The sequence below is a fragment of the Clostridium swellfunianum genome, assembly GCF_023656515.1.
GTDB classification, from domain to species: domain Bacteria; phylum Bacillota; class Clostridia; order Clostridiales; family Clostridiaceae; genus Clostridium_AT; species Clostridium_AT swellfunianum.
In genome coordinates, this window is sequence record NZ_JAMOFV010000006.1 from 1,895,751 (window position 1) to 1,919,418 (window position 23,668).

Annotated in this window: 23 protein-coding genes; 16 read left to right on the forward strand and 7 right to left on the reverse strand. The window is 32.2% G+C overall.

What is annotated here, in order from left to right; all coding sequences use genetic code 11:
- The first annotated feature begins 106 nt into the window (after positions 1-106).
- Positions 107-661: a hemerythrin domain-containing protein gene (locus NBE98_RS08650; RefSeq protein WP_250814548.1), complete on the forward strand. Its 555-nt coding sequence runs from the start codon at positions 107-109 to the stop codon at positions 659-661.
- Positions 662-704: 43 nt separating this feature from the next.
- On the opposite strand, the gene ltaE is transcribed toward NBE98_RS08650, so the two are convergent.
- On the reverse strand, positions 705-1,727 hold the full coding sequence (gene ltaE / locus NBE98_RS08655) for a low-specificity L-threonine aldolase (RefSeq protein ID WP_250814549.1): 1,023 nt from the start codon (positions 1,725-1,727) through the stop codon (positions 705-707).
- A gap of 340 nt (positions 1,728-2,067) precedes the next feature.
- Here ltaE and NBE98_RS08660 point away from each other — a divergent pair, with 340 nt between their 5' ends.
- Positions 2,068-2,967: a DMT family transporter gene (locus NBE98_RS08660; protein ID WP_250814550.1), complete on the forward strand. Its 900-nt coding sequence runs from the start codon at positions 2,068-2,070 to the stop codon at positions 2,965-2,967.
- A 22-nt stretch (positions 2,968-2,989) separates the two neighbouring features.
- On the forward strand, positions 2,990-3,628 hold the full coding sequence (locus tag NBE98_RS08665; protein WP_250814551.1) for an NUDIX hydrolase: 639 nt from the start codon (positions 2,990-2,992) through the stop codon (positions 3,626-3,628).
- Here NBE98_RS08665 and NBE98_RS08670 read toward each other — a convergent pair.
- On the reverse strand, positions 3,596-3,940 hold the full coding sequence (locus tag NBE98_RS08670; protein WP_250814552.1) for a hypothetical protein: 345 nt from the start codon (positions 3,938-3,940) through the stop codon (positions 3,596-3,598). The genes NBE98_RS08665 and NBE98_RS08670 overlap by 33 nt on opposite strands.
- A gap of 188 nt (positions 3,941-4,128) precedes the next feature.
- On the opposite strand from NBE98_RS08670, the gene NBE98_RS08675 reads away from it, so the two are divergent.
- The gene (locus tag NBE98_RS08675) at positions 4,129-4,353 is read left to right on the forward strand and encodes a hypothetical protein (protein WP_250814553.1); all 225 of its coding nucleotides are present in this window, start codon (positions 4,129-4,131) and stop codon (positions 4,351-4,353) included.
- A gap of 120 nt (positions 4,354-4,473) precedes the next feature.
- Positions 4,474-4,881: a nucleoside-diphosphate kinase gene (gene ndk, locus NBE98_RS08680; protein ID WP_250814554.1), complete on the forward strand. Its 408-nt coding sequence runs from the start codon at positions 4,474-4,476 to the stop codon at positions 4,879-4,881.
- 17 nt (positions 4,882-4,898) lie between these two features.
- Here ndk and NBE98_RS08685 read toward each other — a convergent pair whose 3' ends face one another.
- Both NBE98_RS08685 and NBE98_RS08690 read right to left on the reverse strand, forming a co-directional pair.
- Positions 4,899-5,285: a hypothetical protein gene (locus tag NBE98_RS08685; protein ID WP_250814555.1), complete on the reverse strand. Its 387-nt coding sequence runs from the start codon at positions 5,283-5,285 to the stop codon at positions 4,899-4,901.
- A gap of 5 nt (positions 5,286-5,290) precedes the next feature.
- Positions 5,291-6,769: a nicotinate phosphoribosyltransferase gene (locus tag NBE98_RS08690; RefSeq protein WP_250814556.1), complete on the reverse strand. Its 1,479-nt coding sequence runs from the start codon at positions 6,767-6,769 to the stop codon at positions 5,291-5,293.
- 264 nt (positions 6,770-7,033) lie between these two features.
- On the opposite strand from NBE98_RS08690, the gene NBE98_RS08695 reads away from it, so the two are divergent.
- The 4 genes from NBE98_RS08695 to NBE98_RS08710 all read left to right on the forward strand — a co-directional run bounded on the left by NBE98_RS08695 (position 7,034) and on the right by NBE98_RS08710 (position 13,266).
- Positions 7,034-9,232, forward strand: coding sequence for an ATP-dependent helicase (locus NBE98_RS08695; RefSeq protein ID WP_250814557.1), 2,199 nt, complete (start codon positions 7,034-7,036; stop codon positions 9,230-9,232).
- A gap of 201 nt (positions 9,233-9,433) precedes the next feature.
- A complete protein-coding gene (locus tag NBE98_RS08700; protein ID WP_250814558.1) occupies positions 9,434-10,606 on the forward strand; it encodes a M20 metallopeptidase family protein in 1,173 nt (390 codons plus the stop codon).
- Between the two features lie 76 nt (positions 10,607-10,682).
- The gene (locus tag NBE98_RS08705) at positions 10,683-11,639 is read left to right on the forward strand and encodes an RluA family pseudouridine synthase (RefSeq protein WP_250814559.1); all 957 of its coding nucleotides are present in this window, start codon (positions 10,683-10,685) and stop codon (positions 11,637-11,639) included.
- 13 nt (positions 11,640-11,652) lie between these two features.
- The gene (locus NBE98_RS08710; RefSeq protein WP_250814560.1) at positions 11,653-13,266 is read left to right on the forward strand and encodes a putative polysaccharide biosynthesis protein; all 1,614 of its coding nucleotides are present in this window, start codon (positions 11,653-11,655) and stop codon (positions 13,264-13,266) included.
- A 9-nt stretch (positions 13,267-13,275) separates the two neighbouring features.
- Here NBE98_RS08710 and spoVB read toward each other — a convergent pair whose 3' ends face one another.
- Together spoVB and NBE98_RS08720 are read right to left on the reverse strand one after the other, a co-directional pair.
- Entirely contained in the window at positions 13,276-14,781 is a 1,506-nt protein-coding gene (gene spoVB / locus NBE98_RS08715; protein ID WP_250814561.1) for a stage V sporulation protein B, read from the reverse strand.
- 61 nt (positions 14,782-14,842) lie between these two features.
- Positions 14,843-15,958, reverse strand: a complete 1,116-nt coding sequence (locus tag NBE98_RS08720; RefSeq protein WP_250814562.1) for an aminopeptidase — start codon at positions 15,956-15,958, stop codon at positions 14,843-14,845.
- Positions 15,959-16,204: 246 nt separating this feature from the next.
- Between NBE98_RS08720 and NBE98_RS08725 the strand changes: the two genes are divergently transcribed.
- The 7 genes from NBE98_RS08725 (at position 16,205) to NBE98_RS08755 (ending at position 22,378) form a co-directional block, all read left to right on the forward strand.
- Positions 16,205-16,765, forward strand: coding sequence for a ferritin-like domain-containing protein (locus NBE98_RS08725; protein ID WP_250814563.1), 561 nt, complete (start codon positions 16,205-16,207; stop codon positions 16,763-16,765).
- 65 nt (positions 16,766-16,830) lie between these two features.
- Positions 16,831-18,138, forward strand: coding sequence for a PQQ-dependent sugar dehydrogenase family protein (locus NBE98_RS08730; RefSeq protein ID WP_250814564.1), 1,308 nt, complete (start codon positions 16,831-16,833; stop codon positions 18,136-18,138).
- A 44-nt stretch (positions 18,139-18,182) separates the two neighbouring features.
- Positions 18,183-18,887, forward strand: a complete 705-nt coding sequence (locus NBE98_RS08735; protein ID WP_250817512.1) for a zinc dependent phospholipase C family protein — start codon at positions 18,183-18,185, stop codon at positions 18,885-18,887.
- A gap of 99 nt (positions 18,888-18,986) precedes the next feature.
- The gene (locus NBE98_RS08740) at positions 18,987-19,661 is read left to right on the forward strand and encodes a class I SAM-dependent methyltransferase (RefSeq protein ID WP_250814565.1); all 675 of its coding nucleotides are present in this window, start codon (positions 18,987-18,989) and stop codon (positions 19,659-19,661) included.
- Positions 19,567-21,270: a B12-binding domain-containing radical SAM protein gene (locus tag NBE98_RS08745; protein ID WP_250814566.1), complete on the forward strand. Its 1,704-nt coding sequence runs from the start codon at positions 19,567-19,569 to the stop codon at positions 21,268-21,270. Before NBE98_RS08740 ends, NBE98_RS08745 begins: the two co-directional genes overlap by 95 nt.
- Positions 21,271-21,284: 14 nt before the next feature.
- On the forward strand, positions 21,285-21,752 hold the full coding sequence (gene def / locus NBE98_RS08750) for a peptide deformylase (protein WP_250814567.1): 468 nt from the start codon (positions 21,285-21,287) through the stop codon (positions 21,750-21,752).
- A 95-nt stretch (positions 21,753-21,847) separates the two neighbouring features.
- Complete coding sequence (locus NBE98_RS08755) at positions 21,848-22,378, forward strand: ECF transporter S component (protein WP_250814568.1); 531 nt, start codon at positions 21,848-21,850, stop codon at positions 22,376-22,378.
- Positions 22,379-22,425: 47 nt separating this feature from the next.
- On the opposite strand, the gene NBE98_RS08760 is transcribed toward NBE98_RS08755, so the two are convergent.
- Positions 22,426-23,565, reverse strand: coding sequence for an aldo/keto reductase (locus NBE98_RS08760; protein WP_250814569.1), 1,140 nt, complete (start codon positions 23,563-23,565; stop codon positions 22,426-22,428).
- Positions 23,566-23,668 lie beyond the last annotated feature (103 nt).

Consider the following 23,668-nt stretch of genomic DNA (forward strand, 5'->3'; position numbering starts at 1 on the left):
AATATGAGAATATTTATCTCACATAGAACAAAACTAATGATATAAAGCTACACATTTAAGGTATTAAGCATAATAACTTTATGTGTAAAAACTTAGGAGGGTTACAATGGATGCTATAGAATTAATGGTAAGTGAGCACAATAATATAAAAAGAATGCTCAAAGTGATAAGAGTAATGTGTATAAAGGTTTTAAATTACGAAGAAGTTGATTTTGATGATTTTTACAAAGTAATTGATTTTGTAAGAAGCTATGCGGATAGACATCATCATGCCAAGGAAGAGAATATCCTATTTAAAAAAATGGGTGATGAGCTTGGAGAAAAGATAGCAAAGGGTCCAGTAGCAGGAATGTTTGTTGAGCATGATATGGGAAGACATTATATGGCAAATCTTGAAACTGCTCTTCATAAACTTAAAGAAGGGGATATGGATGCAAGAGTTGATGTAATAGCTAATGCCATAAGCTATACTGATTTGCTGAATAGGCATATAGATAAGGAGGATACAGCTATCTACACCTTCGCAAAGAGAGCTTTAAGCAAAGAAGCTATGGAAGAAGTGGAAAAGAGCTGTAGTGATGTTGAAAGTGAAGCCGCACAAAGAGGAATTCAGGATAAATATATAAAACTAATTATAGAGTTTGAAAAGAAATTTTTATAAAAAAAGCTGTTAAAGCATATTTGCTTTAGCAGCTTTTTTAAGTTTAAAGAAGTTCTTTTAAAGTGTTTATAGCAAAATCAATATCAGATTTGCTGATCCAATAGTTTGTAACAAATCTAAATTCACCATCTTCAGGGGGATTTATCTTAATTCCTCTATTATAAAATTCTTGAACTAATCTATCTAAATCTTTATCTGTTTCAATTGCCTTAAAGAAAACCATATTAATATGGACATCTTCCAGATTCACTCTTATGCTAGGTATTTTTGATAGTTCTTCAGCCAAGTATTTTGCATTTGCGTGATCTTCAGAGATTCTGCCTACCATCTCTTTAAGAGCCACAAGACCAGCAGCGGCAAGGAAACCTGCCTGCCTAAGCCCCCCCCCCATTAGCTTTCTACCCTTTCTAGCTCTTGCTATAAATTCTTTTGTTCCAGCTAAGATTGATCCTATGGGCGCACACAAGCCTTTTGACAGACAGAAGTTAACTGTATCACAATATCTAGTTATTTCCTTTGCATTAACCCCAAGAGCAGCAGCAGCGTTAAACAGCCTTGCTCCATCAAGATGTACTGGTATAGTATGATTTTTTCCAACAGCATAAATACTTCTCATATTTTCTAAAGATATTACTGTACCTAGGGAATGAGCATTCTCCAAGCAAATAAGCCCTGTCTCAGGAAAATGTATATCAGTTCCTCTGATCTTAGCGTCTACTTCAACAGGATCAAGTGCCCCTTTATTGCTCCTTAATGTCCTTAACTGTACACCTGCAATAACGGCTGAAGCTCCAACTTCGTGAATTACAATGTGACTATCATCACCCACGATAACCTCATCGCCTCTTCTACAGTGAGTCATAATAGCTAATTGGTTTCCAAAGGTTCCACTTGGAACAAACAAAGCAGCTTCTTTTCCAACTAGTTTTGCTGCAAAGGCCTCAAGTTCATTTACCGTAGGGTCATCACCATAAACATCATCCCCTACCTCAGCATTATACATTGCATCCTTCATTGCTTGGGTTGGAACAGTGACTGTATCGCTTCTTAAATCTATAAATTTCATATTAATCGTCTCCCTTTCCTATAGCGGTTCATACTAATATTATAACTTTATTCTTTTTTAAGTTAAAGCAAAAAAGCAAAGGACTGGTGGAAAATTACAAAGGGGGTAAAACCACCAGTCATCTGCTTTAAGTAAGGGTGTATATAATGGGGAGGAACTATATGAAATTTTATATCAAATTGAGAGGAAGTATCAAATTCATCTTTTAATAACATTGTATGGACAAAACAAGAAATTGACACTAGTAAATCTAAATTTTAAAAGTAGAAGTACACAGAAAAGTATAATTATAATATAATTATTTTATTGAATTGTTTTATAAAGTAAGGAGAGTGTTAGTATGAAGAAAAAAAAACTTGCGCACTTTTTAGCATTGTTTATAATGCTTGTTTGGGGGATATCATATCTTAGTATAAAGATTGTTGTAGAAGAAATTAAGCCTGTATTATCTGCCTTTTATCGATTTTTAATAGCATCAGTTATTCTATACATAGTATTAAAAATAAAATATCCAGAAGAAAAGCTTCTAAAAGAGGATAGAATAAAAATGGCTTTAGGTGGTCTTTTTGGAGTAAGCCTGTATTTTTTCTTTGAAAATTATTCAGTGTTATATACTTCAGCATCAAATGTAGCTATTTTGATTTCTTCTATTCCAGTATTTACATTAGTTTCACAGAGAATGATATTTAAAGAAAAACTGACAATATGGAAAGTACTAGGCGCGGGTTTGAGTGCCATAGGGATAATTGTTATAATAGTTTCAAAGGAAAAAATAAGTCTATTTTCGAAGGGCACCCTCGGAGATATCATGGCTTTAATTTCAGCTTTATGCTGGGTTGTATATAATGTCATTACAAGTAAATTTAAAGGAAAATATAAGAGTATAACTGTAACAACTTATCAGGGAATATGGGGGTGTATTTTTCTTGCTCCATCTTTATTTTTTTCAAAGATTACAGTACCTTCACTCAAGGTTTCTTTAAATCTTTTATTCTTAGCAATATTTTGCTCTTGCATTGCCTATGCTATGTATATATATTGTCTCGAACATCTTGGTGCTACAGTAATATCTACGTATATTAATCTTCAACCTATAGTAAGCCTAATTTCAGCTTATTTGTTACTTAAAGAAAGTATAACACCATGGCAAATAATAGGTTGTGTAATTATTATCATAGGTGTATTCTTAGTAAGTTTTGGAGATCATTTTGATAGAACTAAGTTCGAAGAACTTGTTTAATAAATTATATGAGAGGTTAGTGATGATTAACAAGATAGATAATATTTTTAGAAACAGAAAAACAGATATTCTCGGTGAGCATAAAAAATTTGCAGTTATGCTCCTATTGACTAAGGAAAAAGGAGAAGCACATATTATATTTGAGGTAAGAGCGTCTCATCTCAGACAGCAGCCAGGAGATATTTGCCTGCCAGGCGGAAAGATTGAAAAAGATGAAAGTCCTAAGAAAGCCGCAATTAGGGAAGCTGTTGAGGAACTTAATTTAAAACCTGAAGATATAGAATACATTGGAGAGATGGATTACTTTGTAAGTCCTTATGGAACCATTATGTATCCTTTTATTGCTAAACTAAATAATAATAGCATTATCCCAAATAAAGATGAGGTAGATCATATATTCAAAATTCCTATAAACTATTTTATGAATAATGAACCTCAACTTTATGAAATGGAAATTGGTCCAAATTTAAAAGATGATTTTCCGTACCACCTTGTTAAGGGCGGGCGCAGCTATAAATTCAGTAGAGGTTTCTTAAAACAGTACTTTTATGTATATGAAAACTACGTTATATGGGGCTTCACCGCTATGATAATTAAAGGTTTTATAGATACAATTAAAAAGGAAGGCTTAAGCAGCAGTCTTCCTTCTGATTCCAAATAAAGCTATAGAAATTACCATTGCAGCCAAAAAACCAATAACGTAAATGGTGTTAACTAAACCACTGCCAAAAAAATACTTTAGATATATAAAAACAGCGAAGGATGCAATACACCAGAATAAAAATATGTAGGACATTCTGTTGTTGCGGTTTCTCCAATCCTCCGGATCTTTCATATTTCCTACAATTTTGTCTTTATGCCTATTGTTGTCTGATGTGTTCATAACAAGTACTTTGAAATAAAATACAAAAGCAAGATCTACAACAGCTATAGCGATAAATAAGTAGGACAGAGCTGAACTGGTCATATTCATATTAAATCCTCCATTCTATTTTAATATTTAAATATAGTATACCCACATACATGTGTATATATTTTATGAGTTATATTAAATTAATTGAGCAAAAATTAACAAATGATTAATAATTTTAAAAACTCTTCATTTTTTCGAAAATTTACATTATAATATAGAAAAGCTTTATGAATGGGGAGGACTAGGGGATGGCTGTTTGTTCTTTTTTATCGACGGCGCAAAATAAGATAGATTGTTTTAATGAATGTGCTTTTTATAATTGGGAAGAGAATGATGGAGTTTGTCCATTTAAAAACATAACAGGTACTAGATTTAATAAAGTTAAAGACTTCTTTTCTTATGATTTGTTTGGGGAGGATACTGTACAAGTAAAAGAAATAGACAAGTATTATATTGAAAAAGAATATATATAAGCATTTAAAAGCATATACACTTAGTTAAATTTAACACAAGTGTATATTTTTTTATATTATGTATAAAATATACTTTAAAACTATGTACTTATAGGCAAATTAAGAGCGCAGGAGGGTTTTATGCAAAGAACATTGGTACTTATTAAGCCTGATGGAGTTGAAAGGAAGCTTATAGGAGAAATTATAAGCTTTTATGAAAAAAGAGACTTAAATATAATAGCTTTAAGAATGGTTAAAGCTGATAGAGAGACAGCTCAAAAGCATTATGAAGACCATAAGGGAAGACCTTATTTCGATAGTGTAATTGATTATATAACAGAAGATAATCTTTGTGCTATGGTTATAGAGGGAGAAGATATTATAGAACTGGTTAGAAGAATAAACGGTGATAAGGATCCATTAAAATCTGATGATGGAAGCATAAGAGGGAGATTTGCTAATAATAAAACTAGAAATCTTGTTCATGCCTCAGATTCAGTTGAAAATGCAAATAGAGAGATATCTATATGGTTTCCAGAACTTCTTTAAGCAAAGTAAAAAGATGGCTAATTACAGCCATCTTTTTTACTGCAGCCAGAACATCCACCAGTATTTTTGCCTTTACCGGCGCAGCCAGAGCTGCAGCTAGAGCAGTTTCTATTGGTTATGTTCAAAAGCTCAGTTTTAATCATAAAGGAACCTTCTCTATAAATTATGGTTATTTCTTTGATATTTAGTGGAAATTCAGAATCATACACTACAGGAAGTTCGTCAATAAGCTCCTCAATATCTCCAGGTTTAACATAATCTAAAAGAAGTTCTGCATTGGGACTGCCGCAGCATCCATCCTTATAGGCAAACCTTATATGAGTATACATATCTCCATCCTTTAAAATATCCATTAATCTATAGTAAGCTTCTTCAGATATTCTAATTTTAACTTTTTTATTCATTAATATTATTCCTCATAAACATCTGAGTATTGGTGAAGGAGGCTTTGCTTAAGCTTCCAAAGCTTAGTAGACAAATCAACATAAAAAGTATGAGGGTTTTCAAATCTCAACACTTCAGTCCATAGCTTTTCTGTTTCCTGCTTTGCATAATCTTTAATTTCCATAACAGTTGGGCTTTCATAAACAGGAACGCCCTTATCAAAAATCCTCACAAGCAAATCTTTAACATAATAATTCTTAAGTTTCTTTCTCTTCCATGTATATACTGGATTAAATATTTCAAGAGGCAGTGACTCATCTATTGTTTCATCATGAAGAGTTATTAAGTCTGCAATAGCTTTGTCAGTTTTCTTTTCAAAAATTCTATATATCTTCTTAAAACCTGGATTAGTTATCTTTTCTTCATTCTCACTAATTTTTATTTTTGGAATTATTACATTTTCATCTTCTACAGCAGCAAGCTTGTAAACCCCTCCAAAAACCGGCTCTGACTTAGCGGTTATAAGTCTTTCACCAACACCAAAAGCATCCACCTTTGCTCCTTGACTGAGAACATCTCTTATAATGTACTCATCAAGAGAATTTGAAATAACTATCTTACAGTCTTCATACCCAGCTTTATCTAGTATTTCTCTACATTTCTTAGTTAAATATGTTATGTCCCCGCTGTCTATTCGAATCCCTTTTGGCCTATGTCCTTGAGGCTTTAATATTTGGTCAAAAACCTTTATAGCATTTGGTAGACCAGATTTTAAAACATTATAAGTGTCAATTAAAAGAGTGCAGTTATCTGGATAGGTTTTAGCCCAAGCAGCAAAAGCTTCGTATTCGTTTGAAAATAGCTGTACCCAACTGTGAGCCATAGTTCCAGAAGCAGGAATACCAAACATCTCTTCAGCAATTGTACAAGCTGATGATGAACAGCCGCCTATGATAGCAGCACGTGCTCCGTAAATTGCACCATCATAGCCCTGGGCTCTTCTTGAACCGAATTCCATAACTGGCTTGCCTTCAGCAGCTCTGCATATTCTATTGGCCTTAGTTGCTATTAAAGTTTGGTGATTGACCGTAAGAAGTATCATCGTTTCAACAAACTGTGCCTGTATTACAGGGCCTCTTACTAATACTAGCGGCTCATTTGGGAAGACAGGATTTCCTTCTGGTATCGCCCACACATCGCAGGTAAATTTGAAATTTCTTAAATAGTCTATGAATTCTTCTGAAAAAATATCCTTCTGCTCTAAATATTCTAGGTCATCTTCCGTGAACTTTAGGTTAGACATATACTCTACAAGTTGTTGGACTCCAGCCATAATGCAGTACCCACCGCCGTCTGGAACTCTTCTAAAAAACATATCAAAGTAGGCTATTTTATTTCCTACATTATTATCTAAATAACCGTTAGCCATTGTAAGCTCATAAAAATCTACAAGCATGGTAAGGTTTCTTTCGTTTCTAACATTGAAGTTTTTTATGTATTCCATTATAATTCTCTCCTATGCTATGTACTTGCTAGTGCTATATCTACTCTAAAAAGTTAACTTTTTAACTTTTTAGGTGAAAGCTTTAACACTATTAATAAATTACAATACAATTTTTGCTATGGACATTTATATTTTAATCCTCTAAAGTAATTATTACAATAGATTTTTATTTATATGCGCTTATTAAATAGTTTTTATTCAGTAAAATAAAAATTATATGGCAATAATCATAAAGAAATACTTTAAAAAGGATAAAGATTGAAAATGGATATAAGAAATCAATACTGTTATTTAAGAGATTTAATTATAGAAAAACAATTTTGTCATCTAGATGAACAGCAGAAGGAAGCTGTTTTTAATATAGATAGGAATGTTCTTGTTTTAGCATGCCCTGGTTCTGGTAAAACTACTGTTTTAATTAACAAAGTATTATACTTAACGAAGTTTGGGAATATATACAAAAGCAACTTTATTCCACCAGATTTGAAGAAAGAAGACTTGCAACTTCTTCAAGACTATTATAAAGAAAATACCATAGGCTGGCTTAAATCTGATGAAGCAAGACTTGAATATATTTTGAGCTTTAATAAAATTAATCCTAATAGTATTGTTGTAATAACATTTACAAAGGCTGCTGCATTGAACATGAAAAAGAGGTATCAAGCTTTAAGCAAATCTGGAATCACTCCATTCTTTGGTACCTTTCATGGTCTTTTCTATAAGCTACTAATAAGGCACAATGAAAATATAAAAATAATGGATAGTTCTGAAAGCTACAGAATTATCTCAAATACCTTAGCTAGACAAATGGAAGATATAAATGAGGATAAAATAAAGGATATAAGAAACAAGATTTCTTTATTTAAATGCAACGAAGTAAATATAGAAAATTTTAAATCTGGCATTACCCAGGAAATATTTGTAAATTGCTATAATGTTTATGAGAATTACAAAAAAGAAAAAGGATTATTGGATTTTGACGATATTCAACTAAGATTTAAAGATATGCTTATAAAAAATTCAAACATAGCTGAGCATTATAGAAAAGGTTTTAAATACATACTAGTAGATGAGTTCCAAGATTCGGATAATATTCAATTAGAAATATTGCATTTCCTAAATAGCTACAACAATATTTTTGCAGTAGGGGATGAGGATCAGTGCATTTATTCATTTAGAGGATCAAGGCCAGATTATATGGTAGACTTTCATAAACACTTTGAAGAGGGTAAAAAGCTTCAATTGTCCACCAATTATAGGAGCGCTGAAAACATAGTAAATATTGCCGCAAGTTTAATAAAGAATAATGGTAGAAGAAATGATAAAAAAATGCTTTCATGGAAGAAAGAAATCAAAATTATTGATATTAATAATTACCATGATGAGAATTCACAGGCTGAAAGTATTGCTTTAAATATTGAGAAATTGGTTAGCATTGGAAGTTACAACTTCAAAGATAGTGCTGTATTATTTAGAACAAATCTTGAAAGCAGAAGTCTTATTGATGCTTTTATAAGAAAGAAGATTCCCTTTAGACTTTTAGAAAAAGAATATAATTTTTTTGATCATTTTATATGTAAGGACTTAGCTGCTTATTTAAGGTTAAGCATAATAAAGGATGATGCAGATAGTTTTAAAAGAATAATAAATAAACCTTTTAGATATGTTAGCAAAGTTAGTCTTGAAAAACTTAACACTAGCAATATCAGATTAAATTGTTTTGATTTTATTAAATCCTTAGCTGATATTCCTATATACCAAATTAAGACTTTAGATAGTCTTGAAAGGGATATTCATAACCTTAATAGGATGTCCCTTCAAAGTGCAATACAGTATATAATAACTGGTATTGGATATCATGACCATTTAAGGGAATACAGCCAAAAATTTAAAATTGATCTTTCTGAATTGGAAGAAATTTTAGATGAGTTTAAGGAGGCGGCCGCAGCTTATAACAGCATAACAACCTTTTTAGCGCATATTGAGTATGTAGGGGAGGAACTAAATAAAAGTCTAAGACAAAATAGAGATGATGATAGAGTAATATTAAGCACTATTCATGGTGTGAAGGGGATGGAATTTAAAAATGTATTTATAATTAACTGTTTAGAAGAGGTATTACCCCACATAAACAATCTTGACCAAGATATTGAAGAAGAGCGAAGACTTATGTATGTGGCTGTAACTCGTGCAATTGATAACTTATACATATGTTTACCTAGAAACATTAGAGGAAAGCATAAAGAGCCTTCGAGGTTTATAAAGGAATGCTCACTAGATGTTTTTGAGGATTTAAAAAGCATTTACAGAAAAGGCGATGAAATTATACATAACTCTTTTGGAAAAGGCAGAATAATCCAGCTAAACAGTAATGTCCTTGAAATTAGCTTTGGTAAAGATATAATAAGAAAATTCGACATAACAATACTCCATAATCATGGCATTATTAAAAGAGTCCGTTAGCAACCACTCCATAATGTTCTATTTTGTTGAACATTGATAAAACTTGGTATATAATTTTATTATATTTGCCATATTCTAAGGTTGCAGCTTCAAAAACCTGAGCTATAACCTTAAAGAATAAAATTTACTATATTTTCATAAATATATTTTAGTTAATTATGTTATTGTTAAATAGAATAAGTAAAAAGGAAGGTTTTATATATGATTGATTTTTTGCATGAAGCTCAAAAAATTAGAGAACAGCTAATAGCATGGAGAAGACACTTTCATTCACACCCAGAGCTTGGCTTCGAGGAATATGAAACTTCAAGATACATAAAATCATTTTTGGAAAATCAAGGTATAGAATATACAGAAGTAGCAGGAACAGGTATATGCGCCTTAATAAAAGGAAATGGAAATAAAACTATAGGCCTTAGGGCTGACATAGATGCATTGCCTCTTGAGGATAGAAAAGGAAAGGAATATTCATCACAGGTTAAAGGAAAAATGCACGCCTGCGGCCATGATGCTCATACAACAATACTACTTGGTGCTGCAAAGCTTTTAAACAGCATGAAAGATCAGCTCAAAGGAAATGTTAAACTTTTCTTTGAGCCAGCTGAAGAAACAATTGGTGGAGCTAGATTTATGATAAAGGAAGGAATACTTGAAAATCCTAGTGTGGATGCAATATTAGGTCTTCATGTAGATGAAAATATTGCATCAGGGAAGGTAGGAATTAAGAGAGGAGTAGTAAATGCAGCATCAAATCCGTTTTCAATAAAGATAAAAGGCAGAGGCGGCCATGGGGCTCACCCTGAAGACACTGTCGATCCAATTGTTATAGCAAGTAATATAATATTATCCCTGCAAACAATAGTAAGCAGAGAGATTCCTCCACAGGATCCTGCTGTAATCACAATAGGAAGTATACATGGAGGAACAGCGCAAAATATAATTCCTGAAGAGGTTAGCTTATCTGGAATTATCAGAACTATGAGAACTGAGCATAGAGAATATGTGAAAAAAAGATTAGTTGAGATTGTTCAAGGAATATGTACAGCTATGAGAGGAAATTGCGAAATCAATATAGAAGAAAGCTATCCATGCTTATTTAACGATGACAAGATGCTTGATTTGGTTGAAAACAGTGGAAAAGATATTGTAGGAGAAGAAAACATAAAAAAACTTGAAAAACCAAGTATGGGTGTTGAGAGCTTTGCTTACTTTTCAATGGAAAGACCAGCAGCTTTTTATTTCCTTGGTGTAAGAAATGAGGAAAAAGGAATAATACATCCTGCACATGGAAGTCTTTTTGATATTGATGAAGATGCTTTACCTATAGGGGTAGCTATACAATGTAAGTCTGCTTATGATTTTTTATCCAGGTAAAGAGAACTAAAAAGCTTGATTTAGGCAATAATAGTGGTATAATGAGTTGCTACATTGTAATTTAGGAGTGAAACAAATGAGAATTGAAATAGGTGCGAACGAAGCAGGTCAGAGACTGGATAAGTTCACTAGAAAATGGCTTAAGGATGTACCCTTAAGCGCTATATATAAAGCTATAAGAAAAGGAGACATAAAAGTAAACGGCAAGAAAGGAAAGGAAAAGTACTTTCTTCTTGAAGGAGATATCATTGAGACTAGAGAAATAGTCAGCAGTAATAAAAAAGAGAAGTTTAACCGCATAGATAATAGTCACTTAAAGATTACCTATGAGGATGAAAACATAGCCATAATTGAAAAGTGGCCAGGAGTGCTTGTACATTCAGATAAAAAAGGTGGAGATGCAACTCTTACTGATTATGTATTATCCTATCTTTTTGATAAGGGAGACTATTTGCCTGAAAAGGAAGTAACCTTTACTCCTGCACCTTGCAACAGATTAGATAGAAACACCTCAGGTGTTGTTATATTTGGGAAGAACTTTGAAAGTTTAAAGCTTTTAAATGAAATGATTCGAGAAAGAAAAATTAAGAAATATTATACTGCTCTAGTTAAAAATAGAATTAAAGACGGCTTGTATGAAGCCTACATTTCCAAGGATGAGGATGATAATATTTCAAAGGTGTTTGATAATAAAATGCCTAATACAAAGAAAATAGCTATGGAAGTAAAAAGTATTCAAAGCTGTGGAACTTTTTCACTAATTGAAATAGATTTAATAACTGGAAGAAGTCATCAACTTAGAGCTCATCTTGCCCACCTTGGAAACCCAATTGTAGGTGACTATAAATATGGAGATACAAAATTAAATAGCTTCTTTACAAATAAGTATGGTCTTGACTATCAATTTCTTTATGCTTACAAGTTGATTTTTAAAAATTGCCCAGATAAATTAGCCTACATGGAGAATAAAACTATAAGCGAAAGCTTGCCTCCAATATTTAAAAAGATTAAAAATGATGTATTTAAATTTTAATAAGGAGTAGGTTATGAAAACCCAATCAACAACAAAGGGCTTTGCTATATTATCAGCAGCTGGTATGGTAGTTAAACTCATATCGCTGCTGTATGTGCCTATGCTTTTATTTATAATTGGCGACGAGGGATATGGTGTATATTATGGTGCCTACAGCGTTTTTGCCTTTGTTTATGTAATAACTAACACTGGCTTAACTTCTGCTATTTCAAAACTTGTGGCTGAACTTGTGGCTTTTAAAAACTATAGAGATGCAGTTAAGGCTTTCAAGATGGCAAGATTAATGCTGCTTGGTATTGGTTTCTTAATGGCTGTATTAATGGCTGTATTATCAAAACCTCTTGCTTCAATGATGAACAATCCAGATGCATATTTAGCTTTAGCAGCATTGTCTCCGGCTGTGTTATTAACTTCTGCAGCATCGGCGTACAGAGGTTATTTTCAAGGTAGAGGTAATATGACAGCCACTGCGGTATCTCAAATACTTGAGCAGATAATGAATATTGTTTTTTCGCTTTTGTTTGCTTCACTTTGGGCTAAATATGGGGTAATAGAAGCATGCGCTGGTGCAACTATAGGAACTACCGCTGGTGCTTTTGCGTCTGTAGTATATCTCATAAGATACTATGAAAAAAATAAAGCCTTTAAAGTATCAAAATCCGACCTGCAATTAGAAGTTAAGAGACTTCATAATAAAACACTAGCTAAAAGATTAATAAACTATTCTGTACCTTTAACTGTTAACTGGGGATTGCAGAACGCTGGGAATGTTATAGATAATCAGGTAACAATGGGAAGGTTGACATCTTCAGGGCTTAACTATTCACAGGCAAAGATAAAAAATAGTTATTTAGGAAAGTATCAGACTCTTCTGGGAGTACCGATAACAATAATATCGGCTTTATGTTCGTCGGTGCTTCCGGTTATATCTGGAGCTGCCGCTGTAAATAACAGTGAGGAAGTGAAAAAGGGCATAGACTACGCATATAAAACATGTTTTCTTATTGCTATGCCTGCTGCTGTTGGACTTGCAGTTTTAAGCGGTCCGATATTTGATAGCATATTTCCTAAATACTCTTCAGGTGCTATCCTAATGAAATATGGAGCTGTGGTTTTAGTTTTAATGGCAATAGTTCAAATTCAATCCACAATCCTCCAAAGCATAGGAAAACTTTATATATCAACCTTATACATAGTTATAGGTATCGCAGCGAAAATTATATTAAACTATATTCTTATTGGCAAACCAGAGATAAATATATTAGGAGCGGTATATGGAAGTATGGTTGGTTTTTTGTTACCACTCTTCTTAAATAACTTTGTTATAAAAAGAACCCTAAATATTAAATATAATCTTATTTTACTTGCTATAAAACCACTAATTGCAGCTGCATTTATGGGAGTAGTAGTATATTTAGTTCAATTTGATATAGAATATGTTATAGGATTTGTGTATAAAGGTTATTTTAATCGAATGCTTTCAACTATAATTGCAATAGGAGCAGGAATGTTTGCATACATATACGCTTTAGTACTAATAGGTGGAATAACAAAAAAAGATATGGAAATTGTTCCTGCAAGATTTAGAAGATTTATTCCAAAAACATTATTAAATAGAGTAAGATAAAAGGAAAGCCTAAGTTTGGCTTTCCTTGTTTATTATTGCTATAGAAAAAAAGAATGAAATATATCCAAAGAAAATTAAAAAAACATATTTTAATGTAAATATAGAGTTTGGTATAAGATTGTTTGCAATATTTAATAAAAAATATACAAGTATACTTAGAAGTATGTACATAGTAAGTTCTCCTATAGATATCGTTATGTAGCAATATTTTCTTATTTCATATATATTTAAAGCTAATAGAGTAATAGACGTTATAATAAGTGATATTCCAAAACCAAAAATATTTATACTTGGAATTCCTGTAAATATATAAAGCAATATAACTTCTTCAATAGAAACTAGAAGCGAATTTTTTAAAATTACCCCTTGCTTTCCTATACCATTTAATATTCCAAAGGTAGTAGATGAAGTATAGGTTATCGGTGCAGCTATAGCAGCAAATCTTATAAACTGTCCTAAATCGTTTCTACTAAAGAATAGACTTCCAAGCTGATTCGGTATACTTATGCTTATGACTAAGGTGCTAAGACCAAGTAAAAAAGCAATCTTCATGACTTGAGTTATACGATTCTCCACTGCAAGATAATCATTTTTATCCATAGTTTGCGATAAGTCTGGAACAAGTACAGTAGCCATAGAATTTACTATTATAAGAGGGAAATATATTATAGCCATTGCCATACCAGAAAACTTCCCTATCATTGACAGAGCAGTGCTATATTCTAGACCTGCAGTTATTAATCTCCTTGGAATAATTAATGTTGAAACAGTTGATAAAGCAGTAGAAAGAAAACCGTTTAAACATAATGGCACTGATACAACTAATATATCAAACATTAGCTGTGCTCTGCCTTCTTTTTTGAAAGTACTATAGTTGGATTTTCTTTTATTCAGCTTATAATATATATACAACAAAAATAAACTAATAAATTCACCAATGCATAGTGCTATATATGCTACTATAACTGTACTTTCTACACTTGGATTATTAAGCATACTAACTATTGTTACAATAACACCAATTCTAACAGCTTTTTCCAAAATATCAATAAAAGCTGGAACTTTAAACTGTGATATTCCATAGAAGTATCCTTTTAGTATTGAAGACAGTGCCACAAATATTAAGGCAGGAGCTATTATTTTTATAGGATAGAAAGTTCTTGAGTCCTTTATAATGCTTGTACTTATATAATAAGCTATAAAGAAAACTACAGAAGCTACTATCAAGCTCCATAAAAAATCAAAAAATAACGCAGTCTCCACTGACTTGTTTAAGTTTTTATGATCATTTTTACTAAAGTAGACTGCAGAAACCTTAGATATAGCAGTGACCATACCTCCACATATAAGGCATATAAAAAGATTATAAATAGGCATTACAAGGCCATACAAACCCATTCCTTCAGGTCCAAGTTCCTTAGAAAGAATGATAGAGAATACAAATCCTAAAATTCCTGTTGTAAGATTAGAAGCAGTTAGTATCAGTGAATCCTTAAAGAAACTATCTTTTTTCATAAAACAACCCCACATAATTAGTAACATTAATAATTATGTGGGGAATTTTAATTATATTCTATTATTTTAGATTTTCTGGATTTAGTCCTTTTAGCTCATCTATTACAAACAGGCCATCTTTTCTTATTAACACATCATCAAAGTAGATTTCTCCGCCACCATATTCAGGTCTCTGTATAAATACTAAATCCCAGTGAACTGAGGATTTGTTGCCATTGAAGGCATTATCATATGATGCACCTGGAGTAAAATGTATAGAGCCTGCTATCTTCTCATCAAATAGTGTATCCTTCATTGGCTTTAGAATGAATGGATTTACACCTACTGCGAACTCACCAACGAATCTTGCTCCATCGTCAGTATCAAATACTTTGTTTATTCTTTCAGTATCATTTGCGGTAGCATCTATTATTTTCCCGTCTTTAAATTCTAGTTTTATATTTTCATAGGTAAACCCGTTGTATACAGCTGGTGCATTATAAGTAATGCATCCATTAACGGAATCTTTAATTGGAGCTGTATACACCTCACCATCAGGAATATTAAGTTTTCCATCACATTTGATTGCTGGAATTCCCTTTATGGAGAAGCTTAAATCAGTACCAACACCTGTTATACGAACTTTATCAGTTCTTTCCATAAGATCAACAAGAGAATCCATAGCCTTTGACATCTTGCTGTAGTCTAAATTGCACACATCAAAATAAAAATCTTCAAAAGCTTCCGTGCTTGTTCCAGCAGCTTGAGCCATGGAATAATTTGGATACCTCAATACAACCCATCTAGTTTTCGGAACTCTAATACCGCCATGTACTGGACTCCAGAAGTGCTTCATATAAAGGGACATATTTTCTCCTGGAACGTCAGATGTTTCAGTCATATTGTTTCCTGCTCTAATTCCTATGTATGCATCCATATCAGACATTCTAGAAGCTTCATACTTAGCCATCATTTCTAGTTGTTCTTGTGAGCAGTTCATAAGAAGCGCTCTATCCACTTCTTTATCCTTTATTGTTACAAAAGGGATTGCACCTGCTAAATAAGCTTGTTTTACGAGTTCGGAAACCAATGGAGTCTCAAGCCCCACAGCTTCTATAAGAACTTTTTCTCCTTTTTTAAGTTCACAGGAATAGTTAATTAGGTTTTTAGCCAAAGTTATTATTCTTGGGTCCTTCATAATGTTTTCCTCCTTTATATAAATAACTTTGAAACTTTAATGCAACGCCATAAAGTTTCATTAAACGACATGATATAGTATTGCATTAGAAACGTTTATAAATACGTTTTCAATTGCATTATAATTCTATCAGAAATTTCTGGTATTGAAAAGTTATTTAAAAATAAAATCAAAATTTTTTTTATAGCAACTAGCATATAGTACTGTAATTTTGTAAAATGTTAGGTGAAGAAGGGAGATGATTCTATGAAACTTGTATGTTGTATTTGTGGTATGGAAATAAATGATATAAATAAAAATGTGAATAGCGCCGCCTTTTCAAAATGTAACCAAGGTGAAGCCATCAATTTCTGTCCATTTTGTGGTGCTGCAAAAGAGCACTTACTTGAAAGTAACAATTATATTATTAATGCAAAGAATGGGGATTTAGAGAAAGTATCTTTAAAAATATTAGACCACGCTGTTAAATTGGAGCTTTTTAATGCTGATTTTTATAATAAAGCAGCAGCCTTAGCAAAGGATATTAATATAAGAAATATGTTCAAGCATCTATCGAGAATTGAACGTATACATGCTAACATTCATATGAGGCTTGGAAGTTTCACTGAACTTCCAAAGCTTACAGAAATAAGGTATGACAAATATAAAAGCGATTTAGAATTATTAGAACAGGCAAAACTAAGAGAAAAGCATGCAGTTGAGTACTATAGAAAGTATATGAATTCTATTGATGATAACAATATTAAGCAAGTGCTAGAAGTATTGATGTCTGTAGAAGAAGAACATATAGTGCTATTATCCAATTAATACACATATACCTCAATTTTTAAAAATATACATAGATAAGAACAATTATTAAAAATGGGGGAAGTATGAAGAAAATTATAAAAGCTGTTATAGCAGCAGGGTTTATTGTTTGTATATTCATGATTTTTAAAAATGCTTATAGTGAAAACAACATTAATTTGAAAAATGACAAGCTATATGGAGCTATAAAATACAAAGGAATTAAAAATGCAGTTGACTTTACTGCAGACAATCAAGGTAATTTTTACATAGCCTATAAAGATAGAATTCAGTTTGTAGACAGCAAGGGGAAAAGCTATGATGTAGTAAAAAGCAAAGACCTTAATATTAAATCCCTAGACTATAAGGATGAAAAACTGTATTTTATATCCGATAGTAAAGTATCAGCTTACGATATAGTTAGCAAAGAGCAAAAGGTATTACTTAGTAATCTCCCAAATTACGGCGACTATAAAGATAGCATTATAAGGGTTAAGGGAGAAGAACTCTACATATCTATTGGAGCCGCAACTAATTCAGGAGTAGTAGGAAGTGATAATTCATGGCTTAAAGATAATCCATTTAGTTATGATATTCCTGCAAAAGATATAGTAATACGTGGAAAAAGTTTCGGAAATGAAAAAACTGGTGCTTTTGTACCTTATAGAACTAAAAATGCTTCTGGACAACTTATTTCAGGTCACTTTCCAGGAAATGCTTCAATAATATATTACAATATTGTTAATGGAGGTTCGGACACATACGCATGGGGAATACGTAATGTTAACGGAATGAGTTTTAATAGTGAGGGTACTCTTATTGCCACAATAGGAGGCATTGAGGACAGAGGATTAAGAGCGGTTAAAGGGGACGTAGACTATATATACGAAATCAAGAAAAATCATTGGTACGGATGGCCGGACTACAGCGGTGGTGATCCTGTTACTTCACCAAGATTTAAGGGAGAAAATAATATTAGGCTTAGTTTTATATTAGACAATCATCCGACTACCAATCCTCTTGCACCAATTTATACGCACAAGTCGCTTTCAAGCTTAGGTGCATTGGATATAGATGCTAAGGGCGTGCTATCTGAAAGAGATAGTATATATTTTTATGATACTAGAGATAATAGGATATATAGTATTACTAAAGCTGGAGTATTAAGCGATGAGGCCTCCTTTAGTGCTGAAACAAGAATATCTAGTCTACGATTTGTAAGTAATAATCTATTTGCGTTAGACTATTCTCAGGGTATCCTATATAGTATTAGTAAAAATAGACTAGGAGAATTTGCAAAACTAAACAAACCAGTTATATATTATCTACTTGCTGTAATTCTTATAGGTATTGTAATAGGAATTTTTAAATTTAATGCGTCCAAAGAGAAGTAAATACCTAATGCAATCCATTAACTTGCGGAGGAAAAGTGTTTTACATGAGAGAAAGAATAGAAAAAACTTACGGTAGCGCTCTAAGAGGCGTCATGTATACCGTTAATCCTATAAAGAAAAAGATAATCAAAACTCATTGCATTATACATAAATTCTTAAACTTACAAGCGATAGCTATTTTAAAAAACGAAGGATATGTAAAGGAATATGAATTTTTCAAAGAGAATATAACCCCTTTAAATGAAGGTGTGGCATGGGCTGATCAAGATTTTAAGAGTTCCAATCATTTTTATCATTTCAGTAAAGGGAAAGGACTTTATGGATTTTCAGATGCATTAACTGAATGTAAAAGATACTACAGTAAATCTCTTGCGTATATGAAGTTCGGTGAAACAGATAAGGCTATGTTTTTTTTAGGTGCTTCTTGTCACCTGATACAAGATATGACAGTGCCTCATCATGTTAACAATAGACTTTTAGATAGTCATAGAAATTTTGAAATGTGGATAATAAAAAAATTTATGTCTGATTACAGCTTTTTAATTGACAAGGGTATTATAAGATATAAGACTGTAGATGATTATATTAGAAACAATGCTTTAATGGCTAATAACATTCATCTTAAATATTTAAGTGTTCAAGATAAAGAAGAAAGATACGGAAAGATAGCTGCAGTAATAATAAAGGAAGCTCAAAATACTACGGCTGGTCTTTTGCTGGATTACTATGATACGATTTACAATAAATAAGATAATTAAAATACAATAATTCTTCCACAATATGGAGGAATTATTTTTTATTTGTAGAATTAATCTTAGTGATTATATTCCAGAGAGGTAGGAATTTATATGAAATTTGAACATCTATACAAGGTTGGTAAAGATATTTACATAGATATGCAAAATGAAGTATTTACTGGTAACGTACTTGATGTAGGTCTGAATAACTATGGCATTATTTATAATTTGTATAAGCTTCAGAACGAAAATGCAACTGTCGAATATATACAGGGAAAAGACGAAAAACAGTATATTGAAAATAACAGTTATGATAATTGTGTATTACTGTTTGCTCTAAGCAATTTATGGCTGAAATCCGGTAAAAAACATCTAATAGAAGATATGAGTAAGTTTCTAAAGAATGATGGAATACTCCATATATGGGATATAGACAAGAGCTTTTCAAGTTTGTTTAGAGGAAAGATTAAAGCCTTGCTTCCGGACAACATTATTAAAGAAATAAACATTACGGATTTGAATATACTAAAAGATTGCTCTAAAGAAAATACAATAAAGCTTCTTGAACAGTATTTTGAAATAATTGATTTGAAGGACTATGATAAGGTATACTATATAAAGGCAAGAAATAGAATGTGTTTTGCAGATAGCCAAAAGACTTTGCAGAATGAAATGAAAGGAAGCGTGAAGCATGAAAACAGCTTTAGTAGCAATAAATTCAAAGTTCGTTCACAGCAATTTAGCAGTAAGATATCTGAGAGCTTACACAAGAGATTTAAATTATGATTGTAGAGTTATGGAGTTTTCTATTAATGATAGACCGGAAAGAGTTGTAGAGCAGATATATTATGAAAAACCTGATATTATTGCATTTTCCTGTTACATATGGAACATGCCATATGTGGAACAGTTGTCAGTACTTATTAAGCGTATAGATAGTAATATTAAAATATTATATGGGGGACCTGAAGTATCCTACAATAGTGAAACAGCTTTAAGAGATAGTTCTGCTGACTATCTAATTGAAGGTGAAGGCGAAGAACCCTATAGAGAATTTATAGAGAATATAATATGTGGAGCACCACTTAACAATATTAGGTCACTTTATGTTAAACATGACGACAGCATATTATATGGCGGTAAAAGAGAGCTTATAGACATGGATAAGCTTGTTTTTCCTTATACACCAGAAGATAATTTAAACAATAAAATAGTATATTACGAAGCTTCAAGAGGATGCCCCTTTAATTGTAAATACTGTCTTTCATCGACGATACACGGTGTAAGATTTTTAGGATTAGAAAGAGTAAAAAAAGAGCTTACGTTCTTAATGGATAAAAAGGTGAGACTTGTTAAGTTCGTAGACAGAACTTTTAATTGCAGCACTAAATTTTCCATGGATATATGGGAGTATTTGATGAAGCAGGATACAGAAACAGGATTTCATTTTGAAATATCTGCTAATCTATTGAATGAAGATCAAATCAGGCTTTTATCTAAAGCTCCTAAAGGAAGATTTCAATTTGAAGTTGGAGTTCAGACAACAAATGACAAAATTCTGAAGAATATAAATAGATTTGTAAAGTTTAATGAGATAAAGAAGCAAGTAGTTGCACTTCAAAAGTATGATAATATTATGCAGCATCTAGATCTTATAGCCGGTCTCCCTGGTGAAACCCTTGAGTCCTTTATAAATTCCTTTAATGATGTATATAATATAGGACCTGATGAAATTCAGTTAGGTTTCTTAAAGGTTTTAAAGGGTTCCCCGATGGAGGCTGAAGCTGATAGGTGGGGAATAGTTCATTCACCATATACTCCATATGAAGTTATTAAAACTAATCATATAAGCTATGAAAAGCTTCTGCTTCTTAAGAGAGTCGAAGAAATGGTTGATAAGTATTACAACTCTCAAAAGTTCAAGACTATAATTAAGTATTTTATTCCTAAATTTAAAACACCTTTTGATTTCTATCTAAATTTAGGTAATTTTTTCTATGATAAAGGCTATTTTAGCAGAAATATATCCTCTATAGACTATTACAAGGTATTCTTAGAATTTAATAATGAAATTTTATATGAACCCAGCGAGGTTTTAAAAGAACTCATCAAATTTGATTATTTAATGTTTAACAAAAAGAAGTGGCTTCCTGAATTTTTAGTTAGAGATATTAATAAAAATCTAGAAAGAGATGTTAAGGAAGCTGTTAAAAAAAAGATAGTGCACTTACCTTTTGAGAACTATCATTTTGAGTCTTTTAAAGTTGATATTTTAAGGTATATTAACAGCGATGATATTATGGAAGGAAACTACTACTTGATTTTTCAAGAAGATAAGGCTAATAATATATTAGATATAACTAATATTATTAATAAAGACATCCTAAAGCTATAAAATCAGGAGGAAATATGGCAGTAAAGGAAATTTTAAAGTTTGGAAATCCTATTTTGAAGAGAGTAAGCAAAAGAGTTGACAATATTGATAAAGAAGTGATTAATTTAGTCAAAGATATGAAAGACACCTTATATAGCACTACAGGGATAGGCTTAGCAGCTCCTCAAATAGGAATTTTAAAAAGAGTGATACTAATCGACCTTAGAGATGATGATGAACCAATAGTGTTGTTTAACCCAGTAATTGCAGCAAAAATTGGAAAAGATGAGGATATTGAAGGCTGCTTAAGCTACCCAGGATATGAAGGAAAGGTAATAAGACCCAAAAAGGTTACAGTTTATGGTCTTAACATTAAGGGTGAGAAGGTTGAATATGTAGCAGAAGGGCTTCTCGCAAAAGCCTTTTGCCATGAGATAGATCATTTAGATGGAGTATTATACACGGACAGAGCTAGAAAGATGTATAAAATAGAAGAAGAATAGCATAAAAGCTATTCTTTTTTTGTTTTGTATATTTACAAATTACGATACAAGCTATATACTAGTGTATATACACCAGTATATAGGGGGAGTAAAAAATGAAAGATGTAAAAAAAATAACTTACACTGCATTACTAACTGCATGGGCAATAATTATTCCATTCGTGTTCGGGTTTATGAGCGTTACAGTAGGTCCTTTTTCTGCTACCTTGACAGCTCATGTTCCGATGTTTTTATCAATGCTTTTGGGACCAGGCGCCGCTATAATGACTGGGTTAGGCTCCGCACTAGGTTTTTTATTGACTAAAGGCCCTGTTATTGGGCTAAGAGCATTAATGCATGCTATTGTTGGTTATATCGGAGCTGTGCTTTTAAGAAAAGGAGTTTCTTTTGGTAAAGTTGCTGCAATTACAGCACCAATACATGGAGTTTTGGAAGCGTTAGTAGTATTGGGATTTGTAGCTGCAGGAGCACAAGTTAAATACGTAGGATCATTATCAAACTTTCTTGTGATTACTGTTGGTGTTGGAAGCATACTTCACCACAGTGTAGATGCAGTTATCTCATTTGTAGTAAGTAAATCAGTCGCAAAGGCAGCAAAAGTTGATTTGGCTAATCAAAATATGTAAGCATAAAATTAAGAGACCAGAAGCTTTTAAAGCCTGGTCTCTTAATTTTATGCACGTCCAAGTACAGCGTGCACCTCTTTAAGATGCTGTCTTATTGGAAGATTCTGAGGGCATTTAGTTTCGCATAAGCCGCATTCTGCGCATCTGTTTGCTCTGTTCTCTTCAGCAAAAAAGTTATTATATGAAAATGAATAACCATTAACATCGTTGTACATTGAAGACTCATTTAACAAAGAAAAATTTCTAGGTATATTAACTCCAAAAGGACAAGGCATGCAGTAATTGCAGGCTGTACAGTTAACTTTAATAAGCTCGTTATACCTATTCTTTATAGCTTCAACTAATAGTATTTCTTCTTGCATAAGAGCATTTGGAAATGAATCAGAAGCTATTTTTATGTTTTCTACAATTTGATCTATAGCTCCCATACCACTTAATACTAATGTTACTTCATGGTGATTCCAAATCCATCTTAAAGCCCAGTCAGCAGGAGTTCTTTCAGCTTCAGCAGTAGCCCAAAGTTCTTTTATTTCTTTAGGAGGGTTTTTAGCAAGCTTTCCTCCCTTTAGTGGTTCCATTATTATAACCGCCATACCTTTTGAAGCCGCATATCTAAGTCCCTCTTCTCCAGCTTGGTAGTCAGTATCAATGTAATTATATTGGATTTGGCAGAAGTCCCAGTCATAAGCATCAACTATTTCCTTGAAAACAGAAAATTCATCATGGAAGGAAAATCCCACATGCTTTATCTTTCCTCTTTCAACTGCTTCTTCTAGGAACTTAAATACATTAAGTTGTTTTAAATGTTCCCACCTGTCTCTTCCGAGAGCATGAAGCAAATACATATCTATATGATCTGTTTGAAGCTTAGCTAGCTGCTCATCTAAATATTTATCAAAATCCTCATAAGATTTTACAAGCCAAACAGGAGATTTTGTAGCAATCTTGACTTTTTCTCTATAGCCATCTTTTAAAGCCTTGCCAACAATAACTTCACTGTTTCCCTTATGATATGGGTAAGCTGTATCTATGTAGTTTACACCATTATCAATAGAATATCTTATTAATTTAATAGCTTCTTCTTCATTTATTTTTGAATCGTCGCCATCATCAAATGGAAGCCTCATACAACCATAACCAAGCGCTGAAACTTCAAAGTCATGTTTCCCAAACTTTCTATACTGCATAATAATTACCCCCTATTGTTATTTGAAGTCGCGTTAATTTAAACGTAAACATCCAAACATTATTATATATCATCATAAGATCAATAAAAAGTAATTTAACAAA

Bases quoted from the DNA above. Each gene is read 5' to 3' on its own strand.
- NBE98_RS08650 (WP_250814548.1), top strand. From the start codon at position 107: ATGGATGCTATAGAATTAATGGTAAGTGAGCACAATAATATAAAAAGA.
- NBE98_RS08695 (WP_250814557.1), top strand. From the start codon at position 7,034: ATGGATATAAGAAATCAATACTGTTATTTAAGAGATTTAATTATAGAA.
- def (WP_250814567.1), top strand. From the start codon at position 21,285: ATGGCAGTAAAGGAAATTTTAAAGTTTGGAAATCCTATTTTGAAGAGA.
- NBE98_RS08690 (WP_250814556.1), bottom strand. From the start codon at position 6,769: ATGGAATACATAAAAAACTTCAATGTTAGAAACGAAAGAAACCTTACC.
- NBE98_RS08740 (WP_250814565.1), top strand. From the start codon at position 18,987: ATGAAATTTGAACATCTATACAAGGTTGGTAAAGATATTTACATAGAT.
- NBE98_RS08675 (WP_250814553.1), top strand. From the start codon at position 4,129: ATGGCTGTTTGTTCTTTTTTATCGACGGCGCAAAATAAGATAGATTGT.
- NBE98_RS08700 (WP_250814558.1), top strand. From the start codon at position 9,434: ATGATTGATTTTTTGCATGAAGCTCAAAAAATTAGAGAACAGCTAATA.
- NBE98_RS08720 (WP_250814562.1), bottom strand. From the start codon at position 15,958: ATGAAGGACCCAAGAATAATAACTTTGGCTAAAAACCTAATTAACTAT.
- NBE98_RS08685 (WP_250814555.1), bottom strand. From the start codon at position 5,285: ATGAATAAAAAAGTTAAAATTAGAATATCTGAAGAAGCTTACTATAGA.
- NBE98_RS08755 (WP_250814568.1), top strand. From the start codon at position 21,848: ATGAAAGATGTAAAAAAAATAACTTACACTGCATTACTAACTGCATGG.
- NBE98_RS08710 (WP_250814560.1), top strand. From the start codon at position 11,653: ATGAAAACCCAATCAACAACAAAGGGCTTTGCTATATTATCAGCAGCT.
- NBE98_RS08705 (WP_250814559.1), top strand. From the start codon at position 10,683: ATGAGAATTGAAATAGGTGCGAACGAAGCAGGTCAGAGACTGGATAAG.
- spoVB (WP_250814561.1), bottom strand. From the start codon at position 14,781: ATGAAAAAAGATAGTTTCTTTAAGGATTCACTGATACTAACTGCTTCT.
- NBE98_RS08660 (WP_250814550.1), top strand. From the start codon at position 2,068: ATGAAGAAAAAAAAACTTGCGCACTTTTTAGCATTGTTTATAATGCTT.
- NBE98_RS08665 (WP_250814551.1), top strand. From the start codon at position 2,990: ATGATTAACAAGATAGATAATATTTTTAGAAACAGAAAAACAGATATT.
- ndk (WP_250814554.1), top strand. From the start codon at position 4,474: ATGCAAAGAACATTGGTACTTATTAAGCCTGATGGAGTTGAAAGGAAG.
- ltaE (WP_250814549.1), bottom strand. From the start codon at position 1,727: ATGAAATTTATAGATTTAAGAAGCGATACAGTCACTGTTCCAACCCAA.
- NBE98_RS08760 (WP_250814569.1), bottom strand. From the start codon at position 23,565: ATGCAGTATAGAAAGTTTGGGAAACATGACTTTGAAGTTTCAGCGCTT.
- NBE98_RS08670 (WP_250814552.1), bottom strand. From the start codon at position 3,940: ATGAATATGACCAGTTCAGCTCTGTCCTACTTATTTATCGCTATAGCT.
- NBE98_RS08735 (WP_250817512.1), top strand. From the start codon at position 18,183: ATGAGAGAAAGAATAGAAAAAACTTACGGTAGCGCTCTAAGAGGCGTC.
- NBE98_RS08730 (WP_250814564.1), top strand. From the start codon at position 16,831: ATGAAGAAAATTATAAAAGCTGTTATAGCAGCAGGGTTTATTGTTTGT.
- NBE98_RS08745 (WP_250814566.1), top strand. From the start codon at position 19,567: ATGAAAACAGCTTTAGTAGCAATAAATTCAAAGTTCGTTCACAGCAAT.
- NBE98_RS08725 (WP_250814563.1), top strand. From the start codon at position 16,205: ATGAAACTTGTATGTTGTATTTGTGGTATGGAAATAAATGATATAAAT.